11 protein-coding genes are annotated in these 13,872 nt (G+C 62.7%); 3 read left to right on the top strand and 8 right to left on the bottom strand.

Going from position 1 to position 13,872, the window contains the following annotated elements:
• Positions 1 to 14 precede the first annotated feature (14 nt).
• From OKA05_RS26185 to OKA05_RS26170, 4 genes are all read right to left on the bottom strand, one after another.
• A complete protein-coding gene (locus tag OKA05_RS26185; protein ID WP_264490178.1) occupies positions 15 to 1,418 on the bottom strand; it encodes a DUF1501 domain-containing protein in 1,404 nt (467 codons plus the stop codon).
• Positions 1,419 to 1,544: 126 nt separating this feature from the next.
• A complete protein-coding gene (locus tag OKA05_RS26180) occupies positions 1,545 to 4,298 on the bottom strand; it encodes a DUF1549 and DUF1553 domain-containing protein (protein WP_264490177.1) in 2,754 nt (917 codons plus the stop codon).
• A 75-nt stretch (positions 4,299 to 4,373) separates the two neighbouring features.
• The gene (locus OKA05_RS26175) at positions 4,374 to 5,738 is read right to left on the bottom strand and encodes a hypothetical protein (RefSeq protein ID WP_264490176.1); all 1,365 of its coding nucleotides are present in this window, start codon (positions 5,736 to 5,738) and stop codon (positions 4,374 to 4,376) included.
• Positions 5,735 to 6,289, bottom strand: coding sequence for a sigma-70 family RNA polymerase sigma factor (locus tag OKA05_RS26170; protein ID WP_264490175.1), 555 nt, complete (start codon positions 6,287 to 6,289; stop codon positions 5,735 to 5,737). Before OKA05_RS26170 ends, OKA05_RS26175 begins: the two co-directional genes overlap by 4 nt.
• 107 nt (positions 6,290 to 6,396) lie before the next feature.
• Between OKA05_RS26170 and OKA05_RS26165 the strand changes: the two genes are divergently transcribed.
• Both OKA05_RS26165 and OKA05_RS26160 read left to right on the top strand, forming a co-directional pair.
• Positions 6,397 to 6,660, top strand: a complete 264-nt coding sequence (locus OKA05_RS26165) for a hypothetical protein (protein ID WP_264490174.1) — start codon at positions 6,397 to 6,399, stop codon at positions 6,658 to 6,660.
• A gap of 8 nt (positions 6,661 to 6,668) precedes the next feature.
• Positions 6,669 to 7,475, top strand: a complete 807-nt coding sequence (locus tag OKA05_RS26160) for a TatD family hydrolase (RefSeq protein ID WP_264490173.1) — start codon at positions 6,669 to 6,671, stop codon at positions 7,473 to 7,475.
• Positions 7,476 to 7,482: 7 nt separating this feature from the next.
• Here the strand turns inward: OKA05_RS26160 and OKA05_RS26155 are convergent, their stop codons facing one another.
• From OKA05_RS26155 to OKA05_RS26145, 3 genes are all read right to left on the bottom strand, one after another.
• Positions 7,483 to 8,634 carry a Fic family protein gene (locus OKA05_RS26155; protein WP_264490172.1) on the bottom strand — a complete coding sequence of 384 codons (1,152 nt, stop codon included), beginning with the start codon at positions 8,632 to 8,634 and terminating at the stop codon, positions 7,483 to 7,485.
• Positions 8,635 to 8,990: 356 nt separating this feature from the next.
• The gene (locus tag OKA05_RS26150) at positions 8,991 to 10,301 is read right to left on the bottom strand and encodes a hemolysin family protein (protein WP_264490171.1); all 1,311 of its coding nucleotides are present in this window, start codon (positions 10,299 to 10,301) and stop codon (positions 8,991 to 8,993) included.
• 63 nt (positions 10,302 to 10,364) lie between these two features.
• On the bottom strand, positions 10,365 to 11,354 hold the full coding sequence (locus tag OKA05_RS26145; protein WP_264490170.1) for a TerC family protein: 990 nt from the start codon (positions 11,352 to 11,354) through the stop codon (positions 10,365 to 10,367).
• A 115-nt stretch (positions 11,355 to 11,469) separates the two neighbouring features.
• Here OKA05_RS26145 and OKA05_RS26140 point away from each other — a divergent pair, with 115 nt between their 5' ends.
• Positions 11,470 to 12,354: a tyrosine recombinase gene (locus OKA05_RS26140; RefSeq protein WP_264490169.1), complete on the top strand. Its 885-nt coding sequence runs from the start codon at positions 11,470 to 11,472 to the stop codon at positions 12,352 to 12,354.
• Here OKA05_RS26140 and OKA05_RS26135 read toward each other — a convergent pair.
• Positions 12,351 to 13,835 (bottom strand): cryptochrome/photolyase family protein, encoded by a 1,485-nt coding sequence (locus OKA05_RS26135; RefSeq protein WP_264490168.1) that lies wholly within the window; start codon positions 13,833 to 13,835, stop codon positions 12,351 to 12,353. The genes OKA05_RS26140 and OKA05_RS26135 overlap by 4 nt on opposite strands.
• Between the last annotated feature and the right edge of the window lie 37 nt (positions 13,836 to 13,872).

Here is a 13,872-nt window from a genome sequence, read left to right as displayed (position 1 = left end):
CCGCCGCAACGGGTTTACGCAAGAAGATCCTGCACCACTTTCCCGTGCACATCCGTCAGCCGGAAATCCCTGCCGGAGTAGCGATAGGTGAGTTCCTCGTGATCGAAGCCTAACAAATGCAGCATGGTCGCGTGCAGGTCGTGGACGTGCACCGGCTTGTCCACTGCCTTGTAGCCGAACTCATCGGTCGCGCCGTGGATGTGGCCGCCCTTCACGCCGCCGCCGGCCATCCACACGGTGAAGCCGTAGTGGTTATGGTCGCGGCCTTTCATCACGCCTTTGTTAGACCCAGCTTGCGGCAGCTCGACCGCGGGCGTGCGGCCGAATTCCCCGCCCCACAGGACCAACGTTTCCTCAAGCAGGCCGCGCATCTTGAGATCGGCCAACAGCGCGCCGATCCCCTGGTCGCACTCCTTCGCGAGACGGCGGTGATCCTCGATATCGTCGTGGCTGTCCCATGGCTGGCCATTGCCGTGCCAGAGCTGGATGAAACGCACACCGCGCTCGACCAGACGGCGCGCCATCAGGCACTGCCGCGCGAAGGAGCCGGGGCCATACATATCGCGGACGTGCTGCGGCTCCTTGGTCACGTCGAAGGCATCCGTCGCCTCGCTCTGCATGCGATACGCGAGCTCGAAGCTCCGGATGCGCGCCTCGAGCTGCGGGTCGTGGCCGTGCGAGACGAGGTGCCGGTCGTTGATCTTTCGCAGGAAATCGAGCTGCCGCGCCTGACGGCCATCGCGAGCCGATGGATTCTTGAGGTTCTCGATCATCCGGTCCACCTCTTCGATCGAGCTGTCGAGGTAGGTGCCTTGGAAGTTCCCCGGGAGGAAAGCGGAGCGCCAATTCTCCGCACGCTTGATCGGCATCCCGCCGGGACACAGCGCGACATAGGCCGGCAAGTTCTCGTTCTCGCTGCCCAGGCCATAGCTGATCCACGAACCCATCGATGGACGCGGCAAGCGCCCGTCGCCGCAATTCATGAGCATCAGCGACGGCTCATGATTGGGCACGTCCGCCGTCATCGAGCGGACCACACACAGATCGTCGGCATGCTTCGCGGTGTGCTCAAAGAGCTCGCTCACCTCGAGACCGCTCTGACCGTATTTCTTGAAGGAAAACGGCGAGCGCAGCGCAGCGCCCGTCGGCCGCTCGGTCTTCAGGCCATCGAGCGGCATCGACTTGCCGTGGAACTCCTGCAGCTTCGGCTTCGGGTCGAAGGTATCCACCTGCGACGGCCCGCCGTTCATGAAAAGATGGATCACCCGCTTCGCCTTCGGGGCGAAGTGCGGCACCGGGGCATCATTCGCGTTCACCAGACCGCCAAGCGCCATCGCGCCGAAGCCCATCCCGCACCGCTGCAAGAAATCGCGGCGGTCGAGCAAGATGTCTGAAGCAGTGAGGCGGTGATGGGACATGGGGATCTAACTGTAGCTGGGGCATCTTGCCCCAGTCCGTTGGAGGGGCGTCTCGCCCCGCCTCTTCAACCGACTGGAGCGAGACGCTCCAGCCACGCGAGGAAGATGTGAAACTCTTTCAGCCATTCAATCGACAAAGTGGAACTCATTCGAGGCCCAGAGCATCTGCACCAGATCCGCCCACGGACTCGCGGGCTGGGCACCGGTCGCAGGATCATTGGACTTGGGAAACTGCCGGCTGAAATCCCCGACTTCGGTCACCGGCTTCGATTCGCTTTCGCGGCCTTCGATGCGGAGCGTCCAGTTCACGTTCCCACAGCTGTCGCCGTCCGGCGCGCGAAGTACGAAATCCATCGTATCTCCGGGTTTCACGTCGATCCACGTGCCCGCGATGTCGATCGACGCCTCCGGCGAGAGCTTCGCTTCGGCAAGCGCCTTGCCCTTTCCATCGATCCGCCACGCGAGGATGTCACCGCCCTTCTGCGTGCGCTTCAGGTGACCGGTCATCTTGACCTGACCTGCACCCGTCGCGCGCCAACGGAGCACCATCGTGTGATGCACCGAGGCATGGCCGCCACCGGCACCCACGTTCAGCCAACGGATCGGCGCTTGCGAAACGTCGGCAGCAGTCTTCCAAACGTTGTCGGCAAACATCGGGAAAGTACTCAGGTCATCACTCGGCGCACCCGTGTCGGGGGCATGGCGGACCTCCCAATAGCCGCCGAGCTTCGGCGCGTAATCGGCGGGATCCAGGCTGGCGATCCAGTCCTGCACTCCACGGATCTCCTCCTCCGACGGGTTCCGGCGGAACAACTTCTGATAGATCCACTTCACTTTCGCCTGATCATCGGGAAGCGCCTTGAAGGCCGCGTCGCCCGCCAGTTTCTCCGCCTGGCGGATGATCAGCGGGCCATTGAGGAAATACAGCGCCTGCTGTGGCACTGTCGTTTCGACCCGCTTCGGACTATGGTGATCGGGATGCGGCAGGTCGAATGAAACGAAGGTGCCGGGCAAGGCATAGCGATCGACGAATGCATAGATGCTTCGCCGCGCGTCCGACGGAGCGCTATCCAGATTCACCGAACGCCCGCCGGTGCGGCTCGTGTCGAGCGCCCCGCTGGTCGCCAGCACGCGGTCGCGCATCGTTTCGAAGTCCAGACGACGACGGCTCCATTTCCAGAACTTGGTGTTGGCCTGATCGATCGGATCGTTCTCTGCAGCACCTTCGGCCGAGAGTCGGAAGGCCTTCGACGTGAGCAGCAGCCGGTGCAGGTTCTTCAACGATTGCCCCTTCTCCTGAAAGTTCACCGCCAGCGTATCGAGCAGCTCTAACAATTCCGGCCTAGGCGTCTGAGGACCGAAGTCTCCCGGCTCCGCCAGCGGCGCACCAAAGTGCCAGGCCCACACCCGATTGACGATCACCCGTGCGGTCAACGGATTCGCGGGATCGGTGATTTTCTCCGCCAATGACAGGCGCGGGCTCTTGCCCTCGGCATAAGCGCCACCTCCCAGAAACGACAGCCACTGGCGGTCGAATTTCTCCCCGCGGTTCGCCGGGTTGCCACGCTCGAAAATCACCGCCTGCCCCCACTGCTTCTTGTCCCAGAGATTCATCGCGCGCGGCGGCGAGCCCGGATGCTCGGTCATCAGCTTGGCCATGGCCCCGACGCGGGCGCGGCGCTGGTTGCCATCCTCCACGTCCATGAACTCCGAAATACGATCCACGCCGTAGTTCAGCGGGCAGCCACCTTTCGCAGAAAGCTGAGCGAGTTCGCTCCCTTCACCTGCCGCGAGCCATTCGCCGGCAAGCACTTCGCAGAGGGACTTGCGCGTATTGTCATCGGCCGCGGCATCCATCTCCGAGAGCCAGCGCTTCAGCCGTTCTCCACCGGCATTCTCGCCGAGGAAATCCTTCCAACGCATCAGCGCGTTTGGCCGAAGCCGGCCCCGCTTGAAGCCTTCGCTGGTCGCCTTGCCATGATTCCAGTTCTCCTTCCGAGCCCGCCATGCGAGTTCCAGATAGTTCGGTAGCGCCTCCTTCGAGCGCACATGATCGACGAGCTGCTGCCTCACCTCGCGATCCTTCTCCTGCAACTTCGCCTCCTCCGCCTGATAGCCTTGGAACGCCGCCTCGTCCTCCGCCTTGCCAATCACCGGCTTGTCATCCGGCTCCTCGGTGTGATCGAAGATCGAGTAGAGCGAGTAGTAGTCCCGCATCGTGATCGGATCCGTCTTGTGATCGTGGCAACGGGCGCACGAGACGGTGCTGGAAAGAAATCCTCGGGTAACCACATCGACGCGGTCATCGACGGTCTCCACCTGGCCACCGCGCAATCCCACCGTGAGGAAACCAAGCGCCGCCAAGTCGGGATGGTCCGGCCGGCCCGTCAGATGGTCCGCTGCGATCTGCAACTTCACGAAGCGATCATAAGGCAGATCGTCGTTGACGGCTTTGATCAGCCAATTCCGATAGGTGTAGGCGAAGGGGTAGCGATTGTCCTGGTCGAAATTGTAGCCCCGGGTATCGGCATACCGCGCCACGTCCATCCAGTGCCGCGCCCAGCGCTCGCCGTAAGCCGGGCTCGCCAGCAACTCATCGATCAGAGCCTTCCAAGTGGCATCGTCAGGCGTCGCCTCGATCCGCCGCAACTGCTCGTCCGCCGGCGGTAACCCGGTGAGCGTGAAAGCTGCCCGCTCAAGCCACTGCCGCGGAGCTGCCTGCGAGGCCGGCTTCAGCTTGGACTTCTCCCACGCCCGGGCGAGCAATGCATCGACCGGATGCCCTGCCACCTCTGCCCTCACCGGCGGCGCATAGGCCCAGTGCTTCTCCTCCGCGGATGCGGAGGAAAGCAGGGCTAGCAAGAGGACGGGCGCACGCATGGTTCGACAGGCGGGACGATATCCCCCGGTGAAATCTTTCACCATCGCGCAGTTTCGCTACTTGCAATGCGCGAGCTAACGAAGCGGCGGCTCTTGGATGGCCCGGACGCTAATCTTCGACACCGCGAGCGTCGCCCCGTCAGCCGCGCCCATGCGGACTTGATCGAAAGAAAGGCCGGACTGGATCATCTTGCGCAATAGCGGACGGTTGTCGGCGCTCGCTCCCTCGTGCATTTCGACGGTGCCATCGCGACGGTCGTAGCGAAGCGTGATCGTGCGCGCACCGGTGAGGCGCGGTTCCGTGGGAACCGGGACCAAGCGACGCTTCATATCCAGCGACCAGGTCTCCTCCGAGCCGTAGCAGTCGCCGAAGAAACAATGCTCATAGCCTTCCTGATAGAGGCTGAAGCCAGCCCATTCCGGGGTGTGGAACGAAGGCGCGGCCACGGTTTCGACCGTGAACAGCAGCACCGGCCGGGAAGCCGTCAGTCCGTCGGTGGGCAGCGAGTAAAAGGCCTCGAAACCGGTCCCTTCGAGGTGGCCGTCCTTGAGCTGCGGGGTGCCCTTCTCCAAGCGCCAATGACTGTTCCCGACGACCGGCTGGCGGTTGGCCAGTGGCGCGCCCGTGTCGAAGCGATCTTCTAACAGCACCCGGATTTCCGGCGTGATGGACTCGAAGTCCTCCTCACGGGCCGGCATGCGCAGGAGCGCGCCTGCACTGTCGACGGCAGCCGCCTCCTTCGCCTGCAGGACAGCCTTGGCGCTGCCGGTGACCGCATCCACCGCGACCTCGCCGGAGAAGACGTGTAGCTCATCGATAGCGCCGGGGCGGCTGACGATGCCGAAGTCGGTGCCGTGATCGACCGCCACCAACGAGCCGGACTTCACGGTGAATCCGCGCGCTCCTTCCGGGCAGTGAAGCCGGCCGCGACCACTCTCGAAACGCAACACATGATCCGCTTCGAAGAGCACCGACGCAGGCGCTTCGATGAGTGCGATGGCTTTCTGTGGAAGATTCAGCCGCACCCAACCGCGCTCGACCGAAAGACGGGAACCCACCGCGAAGCCCGAGCCATCAAGCGCCTGACGGTCGTCGACCTTCACGATCGCATCGGCGGAAAAGGCACAGCCGGCCATGACCGGGGCGGGTCGAGACGGCTTCAGCCACTGCCATGCGCCCAAGACGATGGCGATAGCCGCCGCACAGGCAGCGATCACCGGTGCCCATCGCGGCACCCGGCCCACCGATGGCATGCTGTGGCCGATCATTTGACTGCCTTCGAATTCCTCGCACAGCGAGTGGTGCAGCAGGGCGTGCTCGCGATAGAGCGCAAGCAGCGCGGGCTCGTTTCCGAGCCGGTCTTGCAGACTGCGGAAGCTGGTTTGGTCGAGCGCACCGTCGAAGGCCGCGGCTACGAGCTGCTGGTCGTTGAGATTCATGGGAGGGGGATGCCTTGTTCCTGGAAGCGGCGTTCGATGCACTTCCGGAGAGCCGTGCGGAGATTGAAGAGCGTGGCCTTGAGCGTGCCGGCGCTGCGGTTGATGACCTTGGCGTAGTCATTCAGCGGCGCTCCGCTGGCATAGCGGTGCTGCAGCAGCGCGCGGTCCTTCGGCCGGAGTTTCGACAGGCAGAGGTGGAGTGCCTGGTGGCGGCATTCCAGCTCCTCGGGATCCGCCTCCAGCGCTGGCGAGATGCGCTCGACGAGGTCGTCATCAAAGATCAGCCAGCCTTTCGAGGCGAGCCGGCGGCGATGGTTCATGAGGTGGTAGCGGATCACTTGGAACGACCACGCCTTGAAGCTGGTGCCTGGTTCGAATTGAGCGCGCTTTTGCCAGAGGATGATGTTCACCTCCTGGAGCAGGTCGCGTGCGCCCGAGGACCCCGGCATCAGCGCGCGGATGAACGCCAGCATGGCCGTCTGGTGGTTGGTCAGCTCGCTCACAAAGGCTTCGGAGACCTCGCCTTCGTCCGGGTTTCTGGCGGCGTTCATGATCCTCTACTTGAGACGATGTCGGTCCGGCGCGAAAGGTTTAGATTCCCCTGCTGCTGCCACGCTTTCCCGCTGGGAATCGGAAATTGACACCGTAATGTCGTCCCATGCCGACGAAGAAGGACATCCTCGACCTCCATTTCATGGATGCGCGGTGCAAACTCATCGACCTCGCCGCCTTCCTCGACCGGGTCGAGAGGCACCCAGGAGAGGTGGATTTCCGCTTCGAGGGCCTGAAAAAAGCGCTGCCGATCCTCCTTTCCGATCACCCCGGCCGGGCCAAGGCCGTGCTCGAGTCGCTCTCCGATCACTCCACCGCACCGGCGGAAAAGGCCACCTTCCAAGGTGCCTTCGGCGCTCCCCAAGCCTGAGATTTTCCATGAAATACATCGAGCCCCACGCCCACATGGTCAGCCGGACGACGGATGACTATGAAAAGCTCGCCCTCGCCGGTTGCGCCGCCCTTTGTGAGCCCGCCTTCTGGGCTGGCTTCGACCGCTCGTCGCCCGCTGGTTTTTACGACTACTATCGCCAGCTCACCGAGTATGAGCCGAAGCGCGCCGCGAGGTATGGGATCCCGCATTTCTGCTGGCTGTGCATCAATCCGAAGGAAGCCGAGGACGCAGGATTCGCCCGCGAGGTGATGGCGATCATTCCCGAGTTTCTCGACAAGCCGACGGTGCTCGGCATCGGCGAGATCGGGTTGAACAAGAACACCAAGAGCGAGCTCGCGATCTTCGAAGAGCACGTCCAGCTCGCTCTCGACCGCGACCTGCCGATCCTCATCCACACGCCGCACCTCGAGGACAAGCTCAAGGGCACCCGGCTCATTCTGGATGCGCTGGCGTCGTTCTCTAAGCTCGACCGCGGCAAGGTCATCATCGACCACGTCGAGGAACATACGGTGAATCTCGTACAAGAGCAGGGCTACTGGGCTGGCATGACCCTCTATCCTGAAAGCAAGTGCACGCCGAACCGCGCGATCGACATGCTGGAAACCTGCGACAGCGACCGGCTGTGGCTGAATTCCGCCTGCGACTGGGGTGTCTCCGACCCGCTGGCGGTTGTCAAATGCGGCTTGGAGATGAAGCGCCGCAAGCACTCCGCAACGGACATCGAGCGCGTGCTTTACGAGAATCCGAAGCGTTTCCTCAGCCAGTCGCCGAACTTCAAGCTCGGCGACTGACCAGGCTTCACCGCCAGTTTTTTCGCCACGCCTCGAACTCGGCCGGGCGCAGCCGGTATCGCGCGATGTTCCCCTCGTGCAAGTTGAGTAGCCCCTGCTCGACCTCTCCGGAGAACTGCGCGCGGTCGGCAGCCGGCATTTCCTTCTCCGCCTCCGCGGCGATCCATTTCAGCGTCTGCCGCTGGTTCATCGCGCCCTGCACGACCTCCCGCACCACACGGGCGATGGCCATGCGGTGACGCAGCCGGAACGGATCCGGGTCGCCCACCTCCTGCCGCACCCGCGCGTAGCGCAAGCACGACCGGCGATAAGCATCCGCAAACACCTCGCACAGATACTCCACGCGATTGAGCTCGTACACGCCGAGGATCGCCCCGATGTAGTCCTCGCGCTTCACCTCCACAAAGGACAGCGGGCACAGGTTGCTCCGGATCAGCGGGATGTTCGCCGCCAGCCGCGACACCCGCTTGTTCACGTCCTCGAAGGGCTGCAAGTACGGCAAATGGACCATCGCGAAAAACGCCTGCTCGATCGGGTTCCGAATGGCCTCCGCTTTCCGCAGGACTTCGTCGAAGCGCTCCTCGATCTGCTGCGGCACCGCGAGCGGATGGTAAACGGTTCCACTGATCCCCACCGGGATCGAGCGCACCCGTCCCAAAGCCCCGTCGCGGATGAGGTTGTCCGCCAGCACGGCGTGGAGATTGCAGATGGTGTATCGGTTGAAGCCGATCTCCCCCGCGTCCTCGGCCAGCATTTCGATGGCAGCCTTGTGGTTCACGATCATCTGCGCTTCTTCCGTCGCCCGCCCGTCGGCGTCTTCGCCGAGCTCTAACAGCCGCTGGGTTTCCAACAACGTGTAGGTATTTCCCTCCAGTCGGCTGGAGTTCCACGACAGGTCGATCAGCAGCCGGCCCATTACCTGCCGGACGTGGGTGCCAGCGGGCAATTGCTCCATGCCGACCTGGCCAATCCGTCCGAGTTCGTCGCGCAGCTGTTCTGGCAGGTAGAACGTGCGGTTCGGCTGGTAGGCATCAAGAAACTCCCCGCAGTAATTTACCGGCTGCCGTTTCACCAGCGGCTGGCGGATGTACGTGCGGATCTCCCGGGCAGCCGTGGAAAGCTCGCCTCCCGGCGGTTCTTCACGAAGGACGACGTACACCTCGCGGGGCTCCTCCTTGGAAACCTCCCTAGGTCTCTCCTGCAAAGTGGCACGATACCGGCGTGCCCGCCCCTCCCCATGTGGCACGATTTTCTTCTCTTCGATCAAGCGGCCCAGACGTCTCTGTAGGGTTCGCTTCGGTAGCCCGAGTTCTGGATAACGAAGCAACTCGCTGATAGAAGCTCCATTGTAACGACGCCTGACTAACTCTAGGAGGGCGTTCAGTTCATCGGGTGGAATTTCAAGCGGCATATTTGGGCTGAGGAATAGTGGCACGATTCCTCGGTATCGTGCCGCCTCGCGCGCAATCTGGCACGATTTACCAAATCGCGCCAGTTTAATCTGGCACGATTGTCCTATCCTTTTGGCCCCTGTGGAATCCGCATCGCCAGCACCTTGTCCACACGGATGCCGTCCATGTCGACGATCTCGAAACGCCAGCCGTATTCCTCGAGTTGATCACCTTCGGTCGGCACGCGCGCGAGACGCTGGGAAAACCAGCCCGCAAGGGTTTGGTATTCATCCCCGGCGCCATCCGGTGGCCGGAAGCCCTTCAGGAAAGCATCCAGCTTCTCGATCTCGAACAGCCCGTCGATCAGCCATGAGCCGTCCTTGCGCTGCTTGATCGGCATGGTGAGACGCTCTTCCTTCGACGGCACGTCACCGACAATCGCTTCCATGAGGTCGATGAGCGTCACCATTCCGATCACGCCGCCGAACTCGTCCACCACGAAGGCTGCGTGATGGCCGGTGCGGCGGAAATCCTCCAGCAAAAGGCTCGCCTTCTGCACTTCCGGCACCAGCAGCGGCGCTTGCATCAGGTTCTGGAACTTGACCTCGATCCCCGCGGCGAGCTGGGCATAGCAGTCCTTCACCGAGACCACCCCGACGAGATTGTCGCGCTGCCCTTGATAGATCGGAAACACTCCCTGGGTGCTCTTGACGATCCGAGGCCAAACCTCGGCGTGGTGCTCGTCGCGTTCGATCCACACCATCTTGGGGCGCGGGATCATGATGTCGTAGACGTCGAGTTTGTCGAACCCGAGCACGCCTTCCATCATCCGCGATTCGCTTCGTTCCACCCCGCCGGCCACCATGCCCTCACGGATCAAGACTGTCATCTCCTCGCGGGAGAGCTTCTGATCGTCGGACTCCTTCACGCCGAAGAGACGGAGCAGACCGCTGGTGGACCACGAAAGCAGCCGCACGAAGGGAGAAGCCGCCTTGGAAAGCCCGGACATGGGGCCGGACATCATGCTGGCAATGCTTTCCGCGTAACGCATCGCCAGCCGCTTCGGCACCAGTTCGCCCACGACGATCGAGACATAGGTGATCGAGGTGATCACCACCGCCATGGAAATCTCCTCGGTGAACTTCCCGAAGATGCCCATTGGCTTGAGCCATTCCGCAAGCCTGGCTCCGAGACTGGCACCGCCGAAAGCACCGTTGACGATGGTGACCAGGGTGATGCCAATCTGGACCGTGGAAAGGAACTGGTTTGGCGAATCCGCCATCCGCAATGCCCGCGCCGCGCCCTTGCTGCCGGATTCCGCGCGCGCCTGGAGGACGGCCCGGCGCGACGACACGATGGCAATCTCAGCCATGGCGAAGACCCCGTTGAACGCCAGAAGGACGAGGATCAGCGCGATTTCAAAGAGAACGGACATTTTAGAGTGATTACCCGAGGGAGGCTGGGAAGGATTTCATCCCCACTTCCAGGCAAGCAAGCATCATTCCTTTTCCTTCTCCTCTTCCTCAGCCTTCACCGCATCTTCAGGCGTTTCCAGCGGCTCGGGCAGCGGGTGCAATTCCCGGTGGATGATCGAGGCGATGACTGACGCGACCAGCACGCCGGCGATGACCCCCAGCGAGACGTTCATGTCGATCTTCCACTGAGTGTGGGCCAGCGACATCTTCACGCCGACGAAAATCAGGATCACTCCCAAGCCATACTTCAGGAAATGGAAGTACGGCAGGATGCCCGCGATGGCGAAATACAGGGCGCGCAGACCCAGGATCGCGAACACGTTCGACGTGTAGACGATGAAGGTGTCCGTCGTGATCGCGAAGATCGCCGGAATCGAATCGACCGCGAAAATCACGTCGGTCACCTCCACGCAAAGCAGCACCGCGAGCAAAGGCGTCGCGAACCACTTGCCATCCTGCTTCACCAAGAACTTCGAGCCGACGTAGTCGGGGGTCATCGGCATCGTTCGCTTCAGCAACCGGACGACGAGGCTCTTCCCGGGATCGACCGAATCCTCATTGTGGAAGAACATCTTGAAGCCCGTGTAGACTAGGAACGCGGCGAAGATGTAGATGATCCAGCCGAAATTCGTGATCAGGGCTGCACCGCCAGCGATCATGATGGCACGCAGCGCCAGGGCTCCGAAAATGCCCCAGAACAACACCTTGTGCTGGTACTCCCGCGGCACCTTGAAGAACGAGAAGATCACCGCAAAGACGAAGACGTTGTCCACCGACAGCGATTTCTCCAACAGATAGCCGCCGAGGAATTCCTGCCCGGACTTCGCCCCCAGCTTCCACCAGACCCAGGCGTTGAAGACCATCGCCATGGCTATCCACACCGCGGTCCATCCCAGCGCCTCCTTCAGCTTCACCACGTGGGCCTTCCGATTGAAGACTCCGAGATCGAGGGCCAGCATGAAAATCACGAAGGCATTGAAGGCAATCCACCAGGAGATAGGTATCGCAGGCATGAAGCTCCAAAACCAAGAGCGATCGGCGTGCCGAGGCAATTGGAAACCCGGCCCGGTTTTTCAAGCGGCCCCCTGAGCCCTCGCCAGAATCCCGGCGGTTTGGCAGTTTCACGCCGTGGACGCGGAGGTCGAAGGATTCATCCTATATTTGGCGACCGAGCGTGGTCTCTCGGCAAGCTATCAGCTTTCCGTGCAGCAAACCCTGGATGCATTTTCCGCCTACCTCCGGACGCGCAGCCTGCAACTCGCCGACGTGGGAACCGACGAACTCTCCGCCTTCCTCGCGGAACGAAAGACCGCTGGCCTGGCCGCTTCGTCACTGCGGATCGCCACGGTTCATCTCAAGGTCTTCTTCCGGTGGCTGGCGGGGCGCGGCAAGCTACCGATGGATCCCGCCGAGCCCTTGCTCTCCCCACGGCCGGAGAAGACGCTGCCGGAAACGCTTCACGCCGAGGACATCCGCAAGCTGCTCGAATCGATCGACCGCACCAAGCAGCTCGGCCGCCGCGATCTCGCGATTCTGGAACTCTTCTACTCTTCCGGCCTACGGCTGGCGGAGATCTGCTCCGCACGCTTGGAGTTCCTCGATTCGGTCGAGCACTTCATCCGGGTCGTGGGCAAGGGGTCGAAAACCCGTCTCGTCCCGGTCGGCCAGCGCGCGGAAGAGGCGATCGAGGACTACCTGACCAACGAACGCCCGGCCCTCGTGAAGAAGCGGACCGGCTCGGAGATCTTCCTGAGCGTCCGGGGCACCAAGCTCTCTCCCGACCGGGTGAGGCAAGTGGTGAAGGAGCGGGCCGCCATGGCGGGGATCGACCAGAACGTCTATCCCCACCTGCTCCGCCACTCCTTCGCGACCCACCTGCTGGAAGGCGGGGCCGACCTGCGGGTGATCCAGGAGCTGCTTGGCCACGCGGACATTGCCACGACCCAGATCTATACCCATGTCGATGGCACGCGGCTCAAGGCGGTGCACAAGAAGTTCCATCCGCGCGGCTAGCCGAGCCCCGCGAGGAAGGCCGTGGCCCGGGCGTAGTGCGCTTCTTTCTTCGCTCCTGGCAGCTTCTCCCAGGTGCGGGCCATCATCGACAGCCGCGGGTTCGAGCCGAAGAACTCCAGGTGATCGGCGATGAAGCACCAGAACAGCGCGTCCCACGTGTCGCACCAGTCTCCCTTCGGATAGTACGACATCTTCCGGAGGTAATTCGATCCGCTCAGGTACGGCTTGGTAGTGAAGGTCCCGCCGTCCGCGAATTGCGACATGCCATAAACGTTCGGCACCATCACCCAGTCGTAGGCATCGACGAACAATTCCATGAACCACTGGTAGACATCGTCCGGCCGGATCCGGCAGAGGAGCATGAAGTTGCCCAGCACCATCAAGCGCTCGATGTGATGGCACCAGCCGTGGTCGAGCACCCGCCGGATCGCGTCGTCCACCGGCGGAATGCCGGTCGTCCCATCATAAAAGGCGCGCGGCATCGGCCGGTCGTGCTTCCAGAAATTACCGTTCCGGATCTCCACGCCGCGATGGCGGTAAATCCCGGCCATGAACTCGCGCCAACCGATCACCTGACGGATGAAGCCCTCGAGCGAATTCATCGGCACTTGGTGCCGCGTGGCGTGAGCCAAGGCGCGGTCCACGATTTCCAGCGGATCGAGCAGGCCGATGTTCAGGGCTGGCGTGAGCACCGAATGGAAGAGCACCCGGTGATTCCGCGACAGCGCGTCTTCATAGGCACCGAAGTCCGTGAAACGCTCGCCAAGGAAGCGGTCCAGCCACGCCAGGGCGTCGCGCCGCGTCACCGGGTAAGCGAAGGTCCCTGAGCGTCCGGGATTGTCGGGAAAGCGGGTGTCCACCCAATCGATCGCCGCTTTCACATGCTCGTTTTGCGCGGCCCGGGGTTCGGTTGGTGCGAGGTGGTCCTCGGGGAACCGTTGCCGGTTTTCAGCATCGAAGGACCACTGGCCGCCGGATGGCGAGCCATCGGGCTCAAGGAGGATGGCCAGACGATGACGCTGGGCCTGGTAAAAGGTCGCCATGAAGGGCCTCTTCCGGCCGCTGCCGGTGTGCTTCTCCAGGAAGTCCGGCGGCGTCAGCAGGTTCGGCGTGGGGTGCACCACCAACCCGATCCCGCGCCTCGCGGAGAAACGGCGAATGCGGCGCAGGAGTACATCATCGAGCGGATCGGCAAGCTCCAGCCCCGTGACGTCTTGCGGCACGACCCTTTCCAACAACTCGGCCGAATCAAGTTCAGCCCCGCACGGGGCCTCGACGTAGTGGACGTCCTTCCGCCCCGCGGCCCAAACCCTCATCGACGCCCGGTGCAGGACCAGCCGCTGCTTGTGGACCGCAAGAGGCCAGTGCGGGTCATTCCCGAAGAACAGCGGATCTTCGATCAGCAGCGCTGGCTGCCCCGCTCGCAGCGCCGGGTGTCGCTCGAAGAGCTGGTGAGGGTAGACGAGGCTGACCGTGTGCATGGGAAAAAGGGGGGAAAGCCGCTCTCAGGCTACCGCG

Source organism: Luteolibacter arcticus (genome assembly GCF_025950235.1).
In the GTDB taxonomy this organism is placed as follows: domain Bacteria; phylum Verrucomicrobiota; class Verrucomicrobiia; order Verrucomicrobiales; family Akkermansiaceae; genus Haloferula; species Haloferula arctica.
The sequence above is the reverse complement of the archived record's forward strand: the minus strand, read 5'-3'. Positions and strand labels throughout refer to the sequence as shown.

Coding starts and splice junctions, on each gene's coding strand:
- OKA05_RS26165 (WP_264490174.1), top strand. CDS start 6,397: ATGCCGACGAAGAAGGACATCCTCGACCTCCATTTCATGGATGCGCGG.
- OKA05_RS26175 (WP_264490176.1), bottom strand. CDS start 5,738: ATGAATCTCAACGACCAGCAGCTCGTAGCCGCGGCCTTCGACGGTGCG.
- OKA05_RS26160 (WP_264490173.1), top strand. CDS start 6,669: ATGAAATACATCGAGCCCCACGCCCACATGGTCAGCCGGACGACGGAT.
- OKA05_RS26150 (WP_264490171.1), bottom strand. CDS start 10,301: ATGTCCGTTCTCTTTGAAATCGCGCTGATCCTCGTCCTTCTGGCGTTC.
- OKA05_RS26145 (WP_264490170.1), bottom strand. CDS start 11,354: ATGCCTGCGATACCTATCTCCTGGTGGATTGCCTTCAATGCCTTCGTG.
- OKA05_RS26185 (WP_264490178.1), bottom strand. CDS start 1,418: ATGTCCCATCACCGCCTCACTGCTTCAGACATCTTGCTCGACCGCCGC.
- OKA05_RS26170 (WP_264490175.1), bottom strand. CDS start 6,289: ATGAACGCCGCCAGAAACCCGGACGAAGGCGAGGTCTCCGAAGCCTTT.
- OKA05_RS26180 (WP_264490177.1), bottom strand. CDS start 4,298: ATGCGTGCGCCCGTCCTCTTGCTAGCCCTGCTTTCCTCCGCATCCGCG.
- OKA05_RS26135 (WP_264490168.1), bottom strand. CDS start 13,835: ATGCACACGGTCAGCCTCGTCTACCCTCACCAGCTCTTCGAGCGACAC.